This window comes from Pedobacter sp. MC2016-15 (assembly GCF_026239695.1).
Taxonomy (GTDB): Bacteria; Bacteroidota; Bacteroidia; order Sphingobacteriales; family Sphingobacteriaceae; genus Pedobacter.
Map to the genome: position 1 here is coordinate 420,341 of NZ_JAPIVS010000003.1, position 17,178 is coordinate 437,518.

Consider the following 17,178-nt stretch of genomic DNA (forward strand, 5'->3'; position numbering starts at 1 on the left):
AGTTTGCTTCATGCGGCTTAACGAAGATTTTTTACATTATATCTGGCAATACAGACTGCTGACCAGCCTTGATCTGTATTGTACCAACGGATCGAAACTGGAGATCATTGATCCCGGCGCATTCAATACACATGCCGGCCCTGATTTCAGCACTGCAAAACTGCGGATCGGCGGAACGTTATGGGCGGGGAATGTGGAGATCCACCTCAGGGCTTCCGACTGGTTATTACACGATCATCAGGAGGATCGTTTATACGATACCGTGATCCTGCATGTGGTTTATGAGGATGATGCAGAAATATGCCGTACAGACGGCAGTGTAATTCCTGTTCTGTTGGTCAAAGAGCTCATCCCGGAATCCCTGCTGCAGCGGTACAGGTCGCTCCTCGATAACCGGAATGCCTTTCCCTGTGAGCATCACATGCCTCAGACAGACCCGGCAGTCAGCACAAAAGTTCTCGCTACTATGGCTGCAGCCCGGCTGGCAGAAAAATCTGCGGAGCTGGAATCGCTGATGCTAAAAAACAAGTACAACTGGAATGAAACATTTCATCAGCTGCTGATCAGGAACTTTGGCTTTAAGGTAAACAATATCCCTTTTGAGATGATGGCCGCAGGTTTACCGGCTACACTGTTTGCTAAACACAGGCATCAGCCCCTGCAGATAGAAGCGCTGCTGTTTGGGCAGTCAGGTTTTCTGGAAGGAGAATTTACAGATCTTTATCCGCGACAGCTACAGGCTGAGTATATTTTCCTCAGGAAAAAGTATCAGCTGCAACCACTTGATTCCTCATTATGGAAATTCCTGAGGATGCGCCCGCAGAATTTTCCCTTGTTAAGGATCGCGCAACTGGCGGGAATGCTGTCAGGAAATACGCCTGCAATTGCTGATGTACTTGCTGCCGGAGAGCTCTCTGACCTGCTCAGTTTATTCGTTCCGGTTGCTGTTCATCCCTACTGGACAGACCACGATCAGTTTGATCAACAGTGTAAGCCCTTGTCGCTGATGTTGGGCAAAAGGTCTGTAGAACTACTAATTATCAATGCTGTATGCGTCATTTTGTATCACTATGGCTGGTATTTTGGACTGCCGGCCATGCAGCAGCGTGCATTGAGCTTTCTGCAAAAAATACCCGCAGAGCACAATGCTGTCACTCAGTTATACAAAAAATCAGGACTGACCATACAAAGCGCATGGGATTCACAGGGTGTTCTGCAGCTGCATCACAAATGTTGTATGCTAAAAAAATGCCTTAGCTGTCCGATTGGAATGGATATTGTGACAAAGCCTGTGAGTATTTAAGGTATTGTTTTTGCTTTTAGATAAAAAATATCTAAATTGAACAAGAATAGACACCCCGAACTACATAATTGAAAATATCATGTTTCAGACCATCGTCACTTATTTTGAGAAACAAAGTTTTGGGGTATGTACTTATATCGCAGAGCGGTTTAATATGTCGATCAGCAAAATCAGGCTTTTCTTTATTTATTCCTCATTTCTGGCCGTAGGTTTTCCTATTGTATTTTATGTGATGGCAGCGCTCATCCTGGATGTGCGTCATTATATCAAAAGAATCAGGCTGCGGATTTGGGATTTATAACCATTATACTGATATTTCCGATAGATATTCTTCTTCTGCAATTTAGAATAACATGACACATACAACTATATATTTTATATTTGTTGTCTAATACTAGTAAATAAAAGATGTCGGTAAGGGGAAACCAATTTAAATCTAATTCATTCAAAAACGAATACGGAGACAAGCAAGGTTCAAGAGGATCGGCCAAACAACCCAGAGAACTGTTTGATCGGGTACCCACACTGAACTTTCAGAATGAACGTGTGCTGAAGATTGCCGGCCTGTTTTTTCTGATTCTCGCGATCTACTTCCTGGTTGCCTTCACCTCCTACCTTTTCACATGGCAGGAAGATTACAGCTATGTGATCGATGCCAACGGGGGCTGGGGGAATCTGTTCAAAACCATGGAAGAGCTGCAGCAGAATAATATTCCTGTAGCAGTACAGAACTGGCTGGGCAAATTTGGTGCTTTGCTGTCTCACCAGTTTATTTACGAGTGGTTTGGGGTAGCATCTTTTGTCTTTGTTTTTATCTTTTTTGTAATCGGCTACCGCCTGTTATTTAAGGTTAAGATCTTTGCGATGGAGAAAACTCTGGGCTATAGCTTGTTTTCACTGCTGTTTTTATCCCTTACATTCGGATTTTTCCACTCTTTCTTCTCAGATGCTCCTCATTATCTGGAAGGTGAGATAGGGTACTGGAGCAACAAGCTTTTAGTTGCCCAGATTGGTATTACGGGAGTAGGAGGTCTGCTCGCCTTTTTAGGGCTTACCATCCTGATCATTGCCTATAACATAGACTTTAAACTTCCTGAACGTAAACCGCGTACAGAAGAAGAAGATATTGACGTGGCTGAGGTTGGCAATCATTTTCCTTCTCCGGCTGAGGCTGTTGCAGAACGTTTTGCAGAGAAACGGGCAGAAAGGGAAGAGGAGGCCGCCCTGGCGAATAACGTAGTGAGGGGACATACTGCCATGGCAGAAAATGTTGAACTGGAGAAAAACCCGGGAGAAGTAGAATTTACGCTCAACGACCGCCTTGGTGCGCAGCGTAAAAAAACACAGCAGAATATTGTTTTAACGCCTAGCCGCTTTGAAAATGCTCCGCTTGAGGAGGAGGATCTGGTTCCGCCGGTGCCACCTGCGCTGAACGTGCTGAACAACGCGCCGATTATCCTTTCGCCGGTGGTAGAACCCATTTCAGAAATTGTTTACGAAGATGTAAAGCCTGAACCGCAGCTGACGATTGAGAAGAGCGAAGAAGATAAAAAATCGGAGGAGCTGGTAGAACAGTTTGGGAATTATGATCCTACGCTGGATCTGGCAAGCTATAAATACCCGTCAATAGAATTGCTTGAAGATTATGGCTCCAACAAGATCTCTGTAAACGCAGACGAGCTGGAAGCTAACAAGAATAAGATCGTTGAAACGCTTAACCATTACAATATCGAGATCGACAAGATTAAAGCTACGATAGGCCCAACGGTGACGCTGTATGAAATTATCCCCGCCCCGGGGGTGCGGATCTCAAAAATCAAGAACCTGGAAGATGATATCGCGCTTAGTTTAGCCGCTTTGGGGATCAGGATCATTGCTCCGATGCCTGGTAAAGGTACCATTGGTATTGAGGTGCCAAATATGCATCCTGAAATGGTTTCTATGCGGAGTATTCTGGCGACGGAGAAATTCCAGAAAACGGATATGGACCTGCCGATTGCACTGGGTAAGACGATATCTAACGAAGTGTACATTGCCGACCTGGCGAAGATGCCCCATCTGCTTGTTGCCGGGGCAACGGGGCAGGGTAAATCAGTAGGTATCAATGCGATTCTGGTATCTCTTCTGTATAAAAAACATCCTTCACAACTCAAATTTGTGCTGGTAGATCCTAAAAAGGTGGAGCTTACGCTCTTTAATAAAATTGAGCGCCATTTTCTGGCCAAACTTCCGGGAGAGGCAGATGCGATTATTACGGATACAAAAAAAGTAATCAATACGCTAAACTCACTTTGTATTGAGATGGATCAGCGCTACGACCTGTTGAAGGATGCGCAGGTGCGGAACCTTCGTGAATACAATGAGAAGTTTATCAAGAGGAAGCTGAACCCGAACAATTCACACCGCTGGCTACCCTATATTGTGCTGGTCGTGGATGAGTTTGCCGACCTGATGATGACGGCAGGCAAGGAGGTAGAAACACCGATTGCCCGCCTGGCACAGCTGGCACGTGCGGTAGGTATCCACCTGGTACTCGCCACTCAGCGTCCTTCAGTAAACATCATTACCGGTACTATTAAGGCCAACTTCCCGGCCAGGTTAGCCTTCAGGGTATTATCAAAAATTGACTCCAGGACGATCCTTGACAGCGGCGGTGCCGATCAGCTGATTGGTCGCGGGGATATGTTACTGTCTACAGGAAACGATCTGATCAGGTTGCAGTGTGCTTTTGTGGATACACCTGAGGTGGACCGCATCTCGGAGTTTATCGGAAACCAGCGCGGTTATCCTGAAGCTTACCAGTTACCGGAGTACCTTGATGAGGCTGCAGAATCCGCTAAGCTGGATTTTGATCCTGACGACAGGGATTCGATGTTCGAAGATGCTGCACGACTGATTGTTATGCACCAGCAGGGATCTACTTCACTGATCCAGCGTAAGCTGAAACTGGGTTATAACCGTGCCGGAAGGATCATTGATCAGCTGGAAGCAGCAGGGGTTGTAGGGCCATTTGAAGGTAGTAAAGCGAGGGAAGTGTTGCTGCCTGATGATTATGCTTTGGAACAGTTCTTGAATGATCTGAAGAAATAACAGACCAAATGAAGAAGATCTTATCATTGCTGCTATTGTCTGGAATGTATATTTCCGGATATAGCCAGACTGATGCAAAAGCAAAAACTATATTAGCTGAAGCCAGTAAAAAATATAAAACTTACGATGTAGTGAAGGCTACCTTTACCTTTACACTGGAGAACCCGCAAAATAAGCAGAAGGATACACAGCAGGGGACACTGATCGTGCAATCTGCTGCCAACAAATATAAGGTGGTGATGACTGATCAGGATATGATCAGTGACGGCAAGAGCCAGTGGACTTACCTGAAAAAGGATAAGGAGGTGCAGGTGTCTGCGGTTGACAACAGTGGGGATGCTTTGAATCCTGCAGGAATATTCACGTTATATGAACAGGGTTTCAAGTACCTGTATACGGGTGAAAAGAAAGAGGGAAGCAAGACCTATCAAATGATAGATTTGTCGCCATTAGATACGAAGAAATCATATTTCAAAATCAGGCTGGGGATCGATAAGTCGGCCCACCAGATTGCCAATGTGGTGATCTTTGACAAAAACGGGAACAGGTATACGTATGTCGTAAAAACTTTTGTGCCCAACGTAAAAGTTCCTGCCGGTACTTTTGGCTTCGATGCGAAAAAGTACCCCGGTGTTGAAGTGGTAGACTTACGATAATCTATTCTTTTTTTGTTAATTTTGAAAATATGACTTTAACTTTCGCATTTTGAAGATTACATTTCTGGGTACTGGTACTTCACAGGGGATTCCTGTGATCACCTGCGAATGTGAAGTCTGCCGGTCAGAAGATGCGAGGGACAAACGTTTGCGGGTTTCTGTTCTGATAGAGACTGAAGATAAAACTATTGCCATAGACAGTGGTCCTGATTTCAGGTACCAGATGCTGCGGGCAAAGGTGAAGGACCTGGACGCAATTGTCTACACACATGAGCATAAAGACCATATTGCAGGTCTTGATGACATCAGGCCTTTCAATTATCTGCTGCAGAAAAATATTGATGTTTATGCCACAGATCGTGTTCAGGATGCTTTGAAAAGGGAGTTTTCCTACATTTTTGCTGACAAGGTTTATCCGGGTGTGCCGCAGATCAATATGCATACGGTAACAGGTGAGAATTTCTTTATCGGTAAAACTGAGTTTATCCCTCTGGATATCATGCACTATAAGCTGCCGATACTGGGCTACAGGATTAACAATTTTACGTATATCACTGATGCCAAAACGATCTCTGCTGCGTCTATAGAAAAGATCAGGGGTACGAAAGTGCTTGTGGTTAATGCTTTACAAAAGGAATATCATATTTCTCACTTCACCCTGGATGAGGCGCTGGAATTTGCTGCGCTGATAGGGGCAGAGATGACGTATTTTACGCATATGAGCCATAATCTGGGTAAACATGCTGATATCGAGGCGATATTGCCTCCAAATATCAGGCTGGCATATGACGGATTAAAAATTGAGTTATAGTTTTTTTAAAATAGGTGTTAAATCTATGGTGAATAAATATATATTTGCAGCACAGAAATATACCCGGGTGGCGAAATTGGTAGACGCGCCAGCTTGAGGGGCTGGTGCTGGCAACGGCGTGGCAGTTCGAATCTGCTCTCGGGTACTTCATTTAAATCAGAAAGGATTGCTCCTAAAAGAGCAGTCCTTTTTTTATTTAGCGAGATATAGTATAATTTTGTTATTCATGTCACAGAGGGAGGAGTTATGCACGAGTTATTTTTTGACTATTTAAAAAAGAATAGTTCTGTTCCACTTTCAGAAGAGGAAAAGGCTTTAATCCTAAAGTCCTTTTCGCCATTTAAATTAAGAAAAAGACAACATTTTGTGCAGGCTGGCAATCACTGCAAAAATCTTGGCTTCATTATCAAAGGTGCAACGAGGCAGTATACTGTGGATGATAGTGGTGTTGAGCATACTGCAGGCCTTTGTATTGAGAACTGGTGGGTGTGTGACCGTGAAAGTTTTGTCATGTCTACTCCGAGCATCTATCACATTGAAGCATGGCAAGATACCGAGATGCTGATCATGAGCAGGTCTGAAAATCTTGAACTCATGAAAGTGAGGGCTTTTTCAGAAATGGTTCATCGTCTGAATGATAAAAATAATGCTGCTAACCAAAAACGGATCACCTCATCAATCAGCTTTACTGCAGAAGAGCGGTATCGCGATTTTGTTGCCTCTTATCCTGAACTTATCAGGAGATTTCCCCAGCATATCATTGCTTCCTACCTCGGTATGGCACAAGATACATTGAGCCGTATCAAACGGCAGCTCCTACAGCGATAAGCTCAGGGTTTTTCCGGCTTAGCACTTTTCATGGTGATCAGATGTACAAGCTCGTAACTTTCATAGGATTCAAATTTCGTTTTAAATTCATCGTAATATCGTTCGCTAATGATATTCATTTTGAAAAATCCGTTCTTTTGTACCCTTGATATGATTCCCAATGTCAGCCCCATGGCTTGCTCACAGCGCCGGTCAAAGACATCAGGATTAGAGATCAGCTTGATCTTGCATATCACTTGCGTGGATATATCGCAGCTCTTCAACTCGAGGTATTTACGTTCTGATTGATAAGATCTGAGGCGCTCCTTTTTATATTGTCCCTTTTTGAGATAAACAGCTATCAGGTTTGAAAAATCACCCAAGCGGGAGTTAAGCGCCGGCGAGAGAACAAAATCTTTATTCACATCAATCTGCAGCGAAGAATGGATCTGAAAATGATAATTTGGCTGATTGGAAACCTTCGTTATTGAAGCGTTCAACCAGTTGGGGCAACTGTAATTTGTAACCATCATAGAGACTCACATTTTTTTAGATAATACTGGTCGCTGCTATTTGCTGCAACCTTATCACAAATTTCAACATCGCACCAGTATCTTAAGATAATCTATGTCTAAAAAGAAGGTAGACAAAAGTCTACGTTTATTGCCGGCATATGTCATCTTTGATATGAGTTTTATCATGGAACTTTAGCTCATGTTTGATGTATTGTTAAATTATATAGAGGAATATTCGGGGGCGGTCATGAGCCCCATGGAGGTTGAATTGATCAGATCGTCTTTCCGGGTAAAAAAAATCAGGAAAAAACAACTTTTTTTGCGTGCCGGGGAAGTCAGCCGGTATTGTGGATTTGTTGTTAATGGTTCATTGCGTACGTACACCGTATGCGAAAAAGGTGCAGAACATGTGGTTAAGCTGGCAATCGAAAATTATTGGGTAGGTGACCTGGGCAGTTTTTCATCCCAGAAGCCATCAGTCTATAACATCGAGGCACGGGAAAATACAGAGTTAAATATTATTACCAGGGCGGAGGCAGACAGACTCATCCTTGCGTCGCCTGCTTTCGCTCAAACCTTACGCATTATGGAAGAACGAAATGCAATTTCTGCTCAATTTATGCTTAAAGCGTATAATTGTCTAAGTGCAGAGGAACGGTATATAGCTTTTGAAGAACGTTATCCATTGTTATTCAGGCGTTTTCCCTCTCACATCCTCGCCTCATTTATTGGTATTCAGAAGGAAACGCTCAGTCGAATCCGGAATTCACAGTGTGAGAACATCCCTGAACTCAAATGATCAGTAATGGTCATCTGCCAAGGTAGGTCTGATCTATCTGAGAGAGATATTCAGTGTGTTTTTTAATGAACTTTGCGACAAACGGACAATAGACCATCACCAGCTTTTTTTGAGTTTTTGCATATTCAAAAGCATACACAGCCAGAGCTGATGCTACACCCTTTCCAGCGAAAACTTCTGGCACGGTTGTATGCATGAAAGCGATGTTTTTTTTGTAAAAACGATAAGTCAGATATGCCTTTTCACCTTCCAGGTTGATTTCGAACTGCAGGGCCGCTTCATTGTTCTTTACAGTATATTCTTGATTTTTCATAAGTGATGGGAATTATTTACTACGTAATCTTCTGGTAAATTAGCTCGATCAGGTAAGAAATTACGATGATATATGTCGTAAAATTTTCCAGACATTTATCTATCCTTACCCGTTAATATATCATTAGGTTTTTTATTTATCGTGTCGCAGGGAAAATTGGCTGATCCATTGAATCTTTGATCTTTACTCCTTTTGTTGCTATAGTTTTTTTTGAAACAAAATTCAACCAGATGTGCTGTTGTTTTTGGTTTTTATGATCAATATTATTATAACTTCTCTGATTAGTATCGTACTGAAATAACCTATATCTATTTTCGCAAATTTGACCCGATACCGACTGGGAGGATTATTTCATAGTAAAAAACTAAATCCTGCTATTTAACCAGTTAGCACTTTTATACAGCAGCAAAATGTTACTTTTGTTATAATGCTGCTCTTAGAAGCAATAATGAGTAGCAAGTACAATCTATCCTATGATCAAATCGTTTGCCCATAAACTACAGAAAGTAAGTACCAATCTAAATATTTCAAGGATCATCAGGTTAATTTGGGATGCCACAAAAGAATGGACAAGTATATCGATATTCTTCATTATTCTTGAAAGCGGCCTGTTTTTTTCATCACTATACCTTCTAAAAGCCCTCTTTGATACGCTATCCAAACACGGTGTCACTGACATCAAGAATGAACCGGAGGTGATAAGAGCCGTTATATATGCCACATTATCTGCTATTTTTTATTCTGCCATAAAAGCGATCTCTGTCTACATCACAGAAAAACAAGCGGGCAAGGTTTCAGAATATGTGGATGATAAGATACACAGAAGTGCCATAGGACTTGATCTCTCTTTTTACGAAAGTCCGGAATATTTTGATATTTTAAAACGGGCAAAAGACATGGGGAATGATAAACCCAATCTGATTGTTTCCACCATGGTAGATATAGCTAAAAATTTATTGAGCTTGATACTCATTGGTTCGATGCTCATTGCAATTGACTGGCGGTTGTTTCCTATTCTTGCTTTGTTCGTCATTCCTACCATGTGGGTGCGAATCAGCTTTGCAGATAGTCAGAATACGCTGAGGCTTATACAAACTGGCCTCGAGAGAAGATCTACTTATTTAAGTTCCCTATTAACTTCAGATATCCATGCCAAGGAAATCAGGAGTTTTGGACTGGGGCACCATATCAGAAAAATCTACGTTAAGATCAGGCTCGACCTTTTAAATGCCAGGCTCAAGTTAAGCAAAGAACGTACTCATAAAGAATTATTAACTTCAATGATTGCTACGCTGGGTTTCTTTTCGTGTATCGCCTACATTGCAATTGGCAGTCTTCATGGTAAGACAAGCGTTGGTGATATTACACTTTTCCTGGTTGCACTGCCGCAGTCATTCAATGTAATGCAAAGTTTATCTTCGGGAATTTCCACTTTGTATCAAAACAACATCTTTGTGAAAAGCGTATTCGAATTGTTTGACCTTGAAAGCAGCCTGAAAGAAAATCCTTCCCCCCGGTCAATTCCTCAAGATTCTCAAATTGACCTGGAATTGAAAAATGTGAGCTTTATCTATCCGCATGCAGAGGAAAATACGCTTACAGATATTAATATTAAGATGCCTGCCGGTAAGATAATTGCAGTAGTGGGTAGCAATGGAGCAGGAAAATCTACCTTGATTAAATTGCTTTGCAGGTTATATGATCCAACATCCGGACAAATCACGCTTAATGGATCAGACATCAGGGACTTCAGCAGTTTCGAGTATCAGCAACAAATATGTGCGGTCTTTCAGGATTTTGGTAAATATAATATCAGTGTAGCCGATAATATCAGATTTGGTGACATACACCATGAACGATCTCATCGCGATGTGGTTGAAGCCGCTAATAATTCGGGAGCAAATTTATTTATTGATAGGTTTCCTGCCGGATATGATACCATTATGGGCCGGATCTTTGAGGATGGACATGAAGTAAGTATCGGACAGTGGCAAAAGTTAGCTTTAGCAAGAGCGTTTTTCAGCACATCGCGTTTTGTTGTGCTTGATGAAGCCACTAGCGCTTTGGATGCTACTGCTGAAGAAGAACTGTTTGATTCTTTCAGAGAAAGAATTGGTAACCGGGCGGCCTTAATTATCAGCCATAGGCAGTCAGCAGTAAAACATGCGGATTATATATATGTCCTGTCCGAAGGCAGGATAGCTGAATCAGGCACTCATGAAGAGCTGATACAGCTTAAAGGGGTGTACTATAATTTATTCAATAAAAATGCAACAACAAAATAATTCATGCGAAAGATAGTTATTGTAAGTTTTTGCGCAGATGATTGGGGCGGAAGTGAGGAGTTGTGGTGCAGGAGTATTCCCAACTTGCAGGAGGCTGGATTTGATATATCTGTTGTGAAATATTGGATCAATAAGCAGCACCCGGAGTTTTTAAAGTTGGCAGACCGGAAAGTAGATTTGATTGAAATCTTTCCCAAGCGCTCAATCCCATCAAAGATTATAAGCAATGTGGGAAAGATTGTGAAAAAGGCAGCAATGGTGCTAAATCTTGGGCAGCCAAAGGTCGAAGACTATAGTAGTTTTATAAAAATTATGAAGGATGAAAATCCTGAGCTAGTGATTATTTCTCAGGGAATAAATTTCGATGGCCTTAAGATAGCCCATCAGTGTCTTTTACTTAAAATTCCGTATCTGATCATTGCGCAAAAAGCTGTAGACTTTTACTGGCCATACAAAGATGACCGTGCTTTTATGCTCGAAACTTTGCTGAATGCAAAGCAAAACTGTTTCGTATCTCATCATAACTTAAGACTTACGGAAGAGCAGTTTGGCCGGAGATTGCCGAATAGCCAGGTGGTTTTTAATCCAGTGAAGCTGTCAGGAAAAATTGTTCCTTACCCAAAATCTACTGAGATATATAAAATTGCCTGTCTAGGAAGGTTGTTTTTGTTGGATAAAGGTCAGGACATTTTGATCAGGATTATGTCTGCACAGAAATGGCGCAACCGCCCGTTGATGGTTTCTTTTGTAGGAAAAGGTACAGATGAGGCCGCGTTAAAGGATATGGTTGCGTTGCTGAATGTGACCAATGTAGAGTTTATTGGCCAGATAGATGATATTGAGAACATGTGGAAAGACTATCATGCCCTGGTGCTGCCCTCCAGAAGTGAAGGACTACCACTGTCAATGGTAGAGGCGATGTCTGCCGGCAGGCCTGTGATCATCTCCAATGCAGGGGGTAATGCCGAACTGGTGGAAGAAGGACACACAGGATTTATAGGATATGCCAATGAAGATTCTTTTGATGATGCAATGGAAAGGGCATGGCAACGCAGGTCTGAATGGGAAGAAATTGGGAAAAACGCGGCCACATTCGTGGCAAATAATGTCCCAAAATCACCTGAAACAGATTTCGCCAATCTGGTATTAACAGTGGTCAATAAATAACGAATATGAATATTCTGAAGAGCACAATAGAAAATTCAATTCTGAAAGGCATCAATTACCTTCACCAGAATCAATTTCCTAACGGAGAATATTGTTGTTATATTGCCTACGATGACAGTATGAAACATCCTATTCCTGAGGCAAATCTGTTTCCTACATCATTAATAAGTTATGCGCTTCTTAATCTAACTGACCATCCCAAAGTGCAGGAAATGTTACAGCTTACAGGAAACTTCCTGGAGTATCAATCAATGCATGGAGGTGCATGGAATAATTTTACGATGGCGCACCCATATTTTAAAATTTGCCCAGCTGATGTAGACAATACTGCTTGTGCTTCCATTGTGATGAAAGCGATCAACAGGAACTATCAGAACAACGAAAAAATATTGCTGTATAACCGTAATAAAAATCAACTGTTTTATACCTGGTTTACAGTCAGACACAGTTTTAAAGGCAATAAAGATTATTGGCGCCTGCTATTAAGAGGATTTAAACATCCGATGAGTACATTTCTCTTCTGGACACAAACTGAAGCTGGTAAATATGATGTGGATGGTGCTGTAAATGCTAATGTTCTGTTTTATCTCGGCTTGAGGGATGAAACGCTGCCCATTATTAATTTTATGCTGGATATTATTGCTGAGAACCGCGAGGATGACTGTGACAACTGGTATAGAAATCCTTTTACCATTTACTACTTTTTTTCCCGTAATCTCCATTCCGGTAAAACTGCTCTGGAACCGATCAGAAAGCCAATAGTTGAACGGATATTGATGACAGTTAAAGCCGATGGTGCGATCGGAGGAAGTGTCCTTGATACAGCTTTGGGGATCATATCTTTAATCAAACTTGATTATCGATCTGCTGTGTTGGCAAACGCTATCCATTACCTGACAACTCAACAGGGTGAATACGGTGAATGGGCCAGATTCCCACTCTATTATGGTGGTCCGAAAAAGCTGCTATGTTACGGCTCAGAAGAAATTACCACAGGCTTTTGCCTGGAAGCGCTGGCACTTTATGAGAAAGAGGTTGTGAGAATTGAACAAGATATTAATACGGATCAGGTATGAATATAGCAAACATCCTCAGGGCGCAGGAATGGTGGGCCTATAAGCTCTCGCCTTTGCTCGCCATAGGTTATGCCACTGCGATCGTTGCTGAAGTGCCTATGTATACAGTGATCCTATGGCTGATGTTTCTGTTGGCTGCGTTAGTAGTTGGGGCAACGTATGTGAGTGTAATCAATGATATCACCGACCTGGATGAAGATCTCGCGAGCGGAAAGAGCAACAGAATCCAACAGGTTCCTGCCAGGTTCAGATGGTTAATACCGGCTGTCTGCGTCTTACTTGGCTTTGTTTTTGGCTATTTTCTCTATCCGGATCTTTTATCATGTCTGTTATATCTTTGTTCATGGATCGTTTTTAGTCTCTATTCTATCAAACCGGTGCGCTTAAAAAACAGGGGCATACTCGGTGTCTTTGCTGATGGTTGCGGGGCGCATGTTTTTCCCAGTTTGCTGATAGTGTCCAGTGTAACGTATTCAACACATCAATCCATGAACTGGGTATGGTTCGGCGCAGTTGGTATCTGGGCATTGTGTTATGGGCTGAGGGGCATACTCTGGCATCAGTTTGCAGATCGCGAGAATGATATTAAGGTAAACCTTAATACCTTCGCCAGTAAAATCAACCCTGAGCATTTCAAACCGCAGGTGCGTTTGATCTTTGCTGTGGAGGGCATGGCATTTGCTGTTATTTTGTACATCCTCAGCCTTCCGATTACTCTTATTGCTTTGTTTTTATATTTTATTCTGGTATTTATTCGCTACAGAAGATACAAAAGTGAGGTCATTCTCGTGATGAAGAAAGATGAAAGACCATTCCAGATTCTGATGGCAGATTACTATCAAATGTTATTTCCAATATCTTTATTACTTTTCTCTTTATCCCTTAACAGTCTTAATCTGATCCCACTGGTCATCCATATTTTATTATTTCCGTATATACTCTGGAGGGCATTCTATGATTATGTTGTTTATACAGCAGCTGTTTTTACAAAAATATTCCGGAAGCTGGGTAACAATTATGGACAATAGAGGATATTTTACCAAGGAACTTTTGGATACAAGTTTAACCACCTATATTTATATGTATAATTTAAGAAAGCAGTCAGTACTGTTCTCTTGCAATCAAAAAAAGAATTAATGGACGTTCAAAAATTAGTTACGATTATAATTCCAACTTTTAACAGAGAGATGAAACTTCCAGATGCAATAGAAAGTGCTTTAAATCAGACTTATCAAAATATACAAGTGATCGTTGTCGATGATGGTTCTATTGACCGTACAGCTGATCTGGTAAAAAAATATCCCCGGGTAGAATATTACTATAAGAAAAATGGCGGTCAGGCTTCTGCACGGAATGAAGGACTTAAACATGCCAAAGGTACCTTTATCGCGTCATTGGACTCTGATGATGTCTGGTATCCCGATTTTTTAAAGAATTGTGTGGAGAAGCTTGATACGGAAGAACTGGATTTCGTGTTTGCCAACTGGGATCAGGATAGCAAGGGTGGTAAAACCTGGGACTTCCTCAATAATGATCCCTTCCTGAAGCCTTTTATGAGTAAAGAAAAAAATGGCTGGATCGACCTGAATTCGAAAGAAGTTAGAGAACTCTATATCCGTTCATGCCCCTCACCATCTTCGTCTCTGGTCATAAGGAGAACATCGATTGTTGAGGGCTGGGATGAGGAAATGAATATTGGTGACGACTGGTGCATGTATCTGCAAGCCATCCTGACTAAGCCCTGCAAAGTGTCATTTACACTCAATAAGTTATGGCATAAAAGAATTGATGAGATCAATATCTACGACGGACGCAAGTGGAGTGAGGTGGTAGAATTTTTATATATCGCTGATGCAAAAGCTAAAATCATCAAATTCAAGGACCTGCTTACGCCGAAAGAGAAAAAAATCCTTGAAGAAAGATATATGGCCGGGCTTGTAGAATTTGCAAAACATAACCTGATCCGCGAACTAAACGTAAAACATTCGCTGAAACTCCTGATCAGGGCCTTTGCTGTCAATATACCATTTACGTTGAGGGAGATTCCGAAGGTGTTTGTAAAAGGACTGCAGGGAAAAATGAAAGCTCAGCAGGGATCAATTACCGAAAGTTAGCCCGGATAAGCATACTGTCTACAATGCTGTAGATATTATCTTCGCTAAACGACTATTGTAATCATGATGGTTTGGACTGAAATTTATTATTTAGATTTCCTGTCTAACCATTTATAAACAATATGAACATATCGTTAGCGATAGTACTACTGTTCTGTTTCTTATCTGCAGATATTTTGGCCCAAAACCGCAGTAAAACACAGCAATTACAGGAAATCGAGGTAGTTGCCAGTAAATCAAACAGGTTTGCAAAAAAGGATACAACATCCGTAGCCCGTTTACCGCTCAAAGATCTCGAAAACCCACAAGCCTTTACTGTTATTTCCAAAGAGTTATTGAAAGAACAGGTAGTTACCAGCTATAAAAATGCGTTCAAAAATGTTCCCGGAGTGATTGCTACTACTGCCCCTAATGGAGGCAACTACATCAGGCTGCGTGGATTCTATGCCGGAAGCTATTTGCGTAATGGCATGGCCGCCCAGCAGTACCTGGGGTTGGACCCTATCAATATTGAGCGAATCGAAGTCATCAAAGGTCCTTCGGGTACCTTATTCGGATCAAGCCTGATCAGCTTTGGCGGATTGGTGAACAGGGTAACAAAAGAACCATATGCGGATGCAAAAACGGAGATCAGCTATGCGACAGGCAATTTTGGGCTCAGCCGTATCACCTCAGATGTGAATGCTCCGGTCAGCACAGACAAATCTGTTTTGTTGAGGGTAAATGCTGCTGCCAGCCAGGAACACAGTTTTCAGGACTATGGATTTGAACGCAGTGAAGCTATAACTCCCTCAATCATGTACAGGGTCAATAGTCGTCTTACGTTTTTGATTGATGCGGAATACTACAATGTACGCAGGGTAACACCGCTATACCCTGTCTTTTCGCCATCGATGAGCATAAAAAATTTCAAAGACCTGAAGCTCGACTACCATCAATCCTTAACAACAGATGAAACGATGATCAGTCAGAATAGCACAAATATCTTTACAAAAGCTGATTACAGGATCACAGACAAATGGAAGTCGGTAACACAACTGGCCTACAGCAACGGACGCTGGGATAATTACAGTGCGGTAAATGGCTTTTGGCTAAATGACTCCACCATACGCAGATCTGTAAACCTGCAGCGCCCGAGAAATTTCAGCTCCATTAATATTCAGCAAAACTTTACAGGGGACTTTAAGACCGGAAAAATCAGACACAGGATGGTAGCCGGACTGGATGTTTATCTTTTTGCTACTTCATTCCAGGCCTATAACGCGCTCAATTATGATACAATAAATGTGAAAAGCAGTACTCCTCCCTTGTCGCTCACGAGCGTCTATAACAGAATTACATCTGTGCCGCCCGGTATCTCAGCCAGGGCAGTACAAGGGCAGTATGCCTCATATATCTCAGATGTGCTGAACCTGACTGAGCAACTGCTTGCCATGCTCAGCTTAAGGGCAGATATCTTCAATAACCGCGGGACGACAATTAATGGAGCTGCGGCTGCTGACAGGTACAGTCAGACTTCGTGGTCGCCTAAACTGGGACTGGTCTATCAGCCGCTTAAAGATCGGATCGCTCTTTTTGCCAATTATATGAACGGCTTTCAGAATGTGGCACCAGTAGTACAGCCGGATGGATCTCCAGCTTCCTTTGAACCCCAGCAGGCCAACCAATGGGAGGGTGGCACAAAACTGGAATTGCTCAGAAACAGACTCCATACAACGTTCAGCTTTTATCACATTGACGTATTCAATTTCATCAGAACAGCGCCGGCAGTGCTGAACGGGGTGGCTGGCACATATAGTTTCCAGGATGGTAAATTGCGCAGCAGGGGATATGAAGCTGAAGTGATCGCTAATCCTCTTCCAGGATTGAATCTGGTTCTTGGATATGGCCACAACGAGAATAAAATACTCAGAGCGACGCAGAATGCAGGGAAATATATTGCTGCAAGTCCCCGGGATATTGCCAATGGATGGATCAGCTATAAAATATCCAAAGGGTCCGCGAACGGTTTGGGTGTGGGTTTTGGAGCGAACTACGTGAGCAAATCTTTCTTTGATGCTGCGAACACATTTGTCCTCCCTGATTATACCATGCTGGATGCCAGCTTGTTCTATGATTTACCGAGATGGAGCCTGACCTGTAAAGTTAATAACCTGACCAATAAAAGCGCCTGGGATATGAATGGGGCTCCGTTTACACCTGCACAGTTCATCGGGAATCTGTCTTTTAGGTTCTGAAAAAG

The 17,178-nt window shown here is 42.2% G+C and carries 15 protein-coding genes and 1 tRNA gene; 14 read left to right on the forward strand and 2 right to left on the reverse strand.

What is annotated here, in order from left to right; all coding sequences use genetic code 11:
- Nucleotides 1-10: 10 nt before the first annotated feature.
- The 7 genes from OQY15_RS10735 (at nt 11) to OQY15_RS10765 (ending at nt 6,688) form a co-directional block, all read left to right on the forward strand.
- Nucleotides 11-1,303, forward strand: a complete 1,293-nt coding sequence (locus OQY15_RS10735; protein ID WP_265791407.1) for a DUF2851 family protein — start codon at nt 11-13, stop codon at nt 1,301-1,303.
- 79 nt (nt 1,304-1,382) lie between these two features.
- Complete coding sequence (locus OQY15_RS10740) at nt 1,383-1,604, forward strand: PspC domain-containing protein (RefSeq protein ID WP_265791409.1); 222 nt, start codon at nt 1,383-1,385, stop codon at nt 1,602-1,604.
- A gap of 107 nt (nt 1,605-1,711) precedes the next feature.
- On the forward strand, nt 1,712-4,393 hold the full coding sequence (locus OQY15_RS10745) for a DNA translocase FtsK (RefSeq protein ID WP_265791412.1): 2,682 nt from the start codon (nt 1,712-1,714) through the stop codon (nt 4,391-4,393).
- An 8-nt stretch (nt 4,394-4,401) separates the two neighbouring features.
- Nucleotides 4,402-5,049: an outer membrane lipoprotein carrier protein LolA gene (locus OQY15_RS10750; RefSeq protein ID WP_265791414.1), complete on the forward strand. Its 648-nt coding sequence runs from the start codon at nt 4,402-4,404 to the stop codon at nt 5,047-5,049.
- Nucleotides 5,050-5,098: 49 nt separating this feature from the next.
- Nucleotides 5,099-5,860 (forward strand): MBL fold metallo-hydrolase, encoded by a 762-nt coding sequence (locus OQY15_RS10755; protein WP_265791416.1) that lies wholly within the window; start codon nt 5,099-5,101, stop codon nt 5,858-5,860.
- Nucleotides 5,861-5,921: 61 nt separating this feature from the next.
- Nucleotides 5,922-6,005 (forward strand) — tRNA-Leu (locus OQY15_RS10760).
- A 101-nt stretch (nt 6,006-6,106) separates the two neighbouring features.
- On the forward strand, nt 6,107-6,688 hold the full coding sequence (locus OQY15_RS10765; RefSeq protein ID WP_265791418.1) for a Crp/Fnr family transcriptional regulator: 582 nt from the start codon (nt 6,107-6,109) through the stop codon (nt 6,686-6,688).
- Between the two features lie 2 nt (nt 6,689-6,690).
- Here OQY15_RS10765 and OQY15_RS10770 read toward each other — a convergent pair whose 3' ends face one another.
- On the reverse strand, nt 6,691-7,200 hold the full coding sequence (locus OQY15_RS10770) for a hypothetical protein (RefSeq protein ID WP_265791420.1): 510 nt from the start codon (nt 7,198-7,200) through the stop codon (nt 6,691-6,693).
- Between the two features lie 181 nt (nt 7,201-7,381).
- Here OQY15_RS10770 and OQY15_RS10775 point away from each other — a divergent pair, with 181 nt between their 5' ends.
- On the forward strand, nt 7,382-7,981 hold the full coding sequence (locus OQY15_RS10775; protein ID WP_265791422.1) for a Crp/Fnr family transcriptional regulator: 600 nt from the start codon (nt 7,382-7,384) through the stop codon (nt 7,979-7,981).
- 10 nt (nt 7,982-7,991) lie between these two features.
- On the opposite strand, the gene OQY15_RS10780 is transcribed toward OQY15_RS10775, so the two are convergent.
- A complete protein-coding gene (locus tag OQY15_RS10780; protein ID WP_265791423.1) occupies nt 7,992-8,294 on the reverse strand; it encodes a GNAT family N-acetyltransferase in 303 nt (100 codons plus the stop codon).
- A 473-nt stretch (nt 8,295-8,767) separates the two neighbouring features.
- Here OQY15_RS10780 and OQY15_RS10785 point away from each other — a divergent pair, with 473 nt between their 5' ends.
- From OQY15_RS10785 to OQY15_RS10810, 6 genes are all read left to right on the forward strand, one after another.
- On the forward strand, nt 8,768-10,579 hold the full coding sequence (locus OQY15_RS10785) for an ABC transporter ATP-binding protein (RefSeq protein ID WP_265791424.1): 1,812 nt from the start codon (nt 8,768-8,770) through the stop codon (nt 10,577-10,579).
- Between the two features lie 3 nt (nt 10,580-10,582).
- Nucleotides 10,583-11,746, forward strand: coding sequence for a glycosyltransferase family 4 protein (locus OQY15_RS10790; RefSeq protein ID WP_265791426.1), 1,164 nt, complete (start codon nt 10,583-10,585; stop codon nt 11,744-11,746).
- 5 nt (nt 11,747-11,751) lie between these two features.
- A complete protein-coding gene (locus OQY15_RS10795; protein ID WP_265791428.1) occupies nt 11,752-12,822 on the forward strand; it encodes a hypothetical protein in 1,071 nt (356 codons plus the stop codon).
- Nucleotides 12,819-13,850, forward strand: coding sequence for a UbiA family prenyltransferase (locus tag OQY15_RS10800; RefSeq protein WP_265791430.1), 1,032 nt, complete (start codon nt 12,819-12,821; stop codon nt 13,848-13,850). Before OQY15_RS10795 ends, OQY15_RS10800 begins: the two co-directional genes overlap by 4 nt.
- Before the next feature lie 108 nt (nt 13,851-13,958).
- Nucleotides 13,959-14,936: a glycosyltransferase family 2 protein gene (locus OQY15_RS10805; protein WP_265791432.1), complete on the forward strand. Its 978-nt coding sequence runs from the start codon at nt 13,959-13,961 to the stop codon at nt 14,934-14,936.
- A 122-nt stretch (nt 14,937-15,058) separates the two neighbouring features.
- Entirely contained in the window at nt 15,059-17,173 is a 2,115-nt protein-coding gene (locus OQY15_RS10810; RefSeq protein WP_265791434.1) for a TonB-dependent siderophore receptor, read from the forward strand.
- The last annotated feature ends 5 nt before the right edge of the window (nt 17,174-17,178 follow it).

Coding starts and splice junctions, on each gene's coding strand:
- OQY15_RS10780 (WP_265791423.1), bottom strand. CDS start 8,294: ATGAAAAATCAAGAATATACTGTAAAGAACAATGAAGCGGCCCTGCAG.
- OQY15_RS10745 (WP_265791412.1), top strand. CDS start 1,712: ATGTCGGTAAGGGGAAACCAATTTAAATCTAATTCATTCAAAAACGAA.
- OQY15_RS10810 (WP_265791434.1), top strand. CDS start 15,059: ATGAACATATCGTTAGCGATAGTACTACTGTTCTGTTTCTTATCTGCA.
- OQY15_RS10740 (WP_265791409.1), top strand. CDS start 1,383: ATGTTTCAGACCATCGTCACTTATTTTGAGAAACAAAGTTTTGGGGTA.
- OQY15_RS10765 (WP_265791418.1), top strand. CDS start 6,107: ATGCACGAGTTATTTTTTGACTATTTAAAAAAGAATAGTTCTGTTCCA.
- OQY15_RS10770 (WP_265791420.1), bottom strand. CDS start 7,200: ATGATGGTTACAAATTACAGTTGCCCCAACTGGTTGAACGCTTCAATA.
- OQY15_RS10775 (WP_265791422.1), top strand. CDS start 7,382: ATGTTTGATGTATTGTTAAATTATATAGAGGAATATTCGGGGGCGGTC.
- OQY15_RS10735 (WP_265791407.1), top strand. CDS start 11: ATGCGGCTTAACGAAGATTTTTTACATTATATCTGGCAATACAGACTG.
- OQY15_RS10750 (WP_265791414.1), top strand. CDS start 4,402: ATGAAGAAGATCTTATCATTGCTGCTATTGTCTGGAATGTATATTTCC.
- OQY15_RS10800 (WP_265791430.1), top strand. CDS start 12,819: ATGAATATAGCAAACATCCTCAGGGCGCAGGAATGGTGGGCCTATAAG.
- OQY15_RS10785 (WP_265791424.1), top strand. CDS start 8,768: ATGATCAAATCGTTTGCCCATAAACTACAGAAAGTAAGTACCAATCTA.
- OQY15_RS10790 (WP_265791426.1), top strand. CDS start 10,583: ATGCGAAAGATAGTTATTGTAAGTTTTTGCGCAGATGATTGGGGCGGA.
- OQY15_RS10795 (WP_265791428.1), top strand. CDS start 11,752: ATGAATATTCTGAAGAGCACAATAGAAAATTCAATTCTGAAAGGCATC.
- OQY15_RS10805 (WP_265791432.1), top strand. CDS start 13,959: ATGGACGTTCAAAAATTAGTTACGATTATAATTCCAACTTTTAACAGA.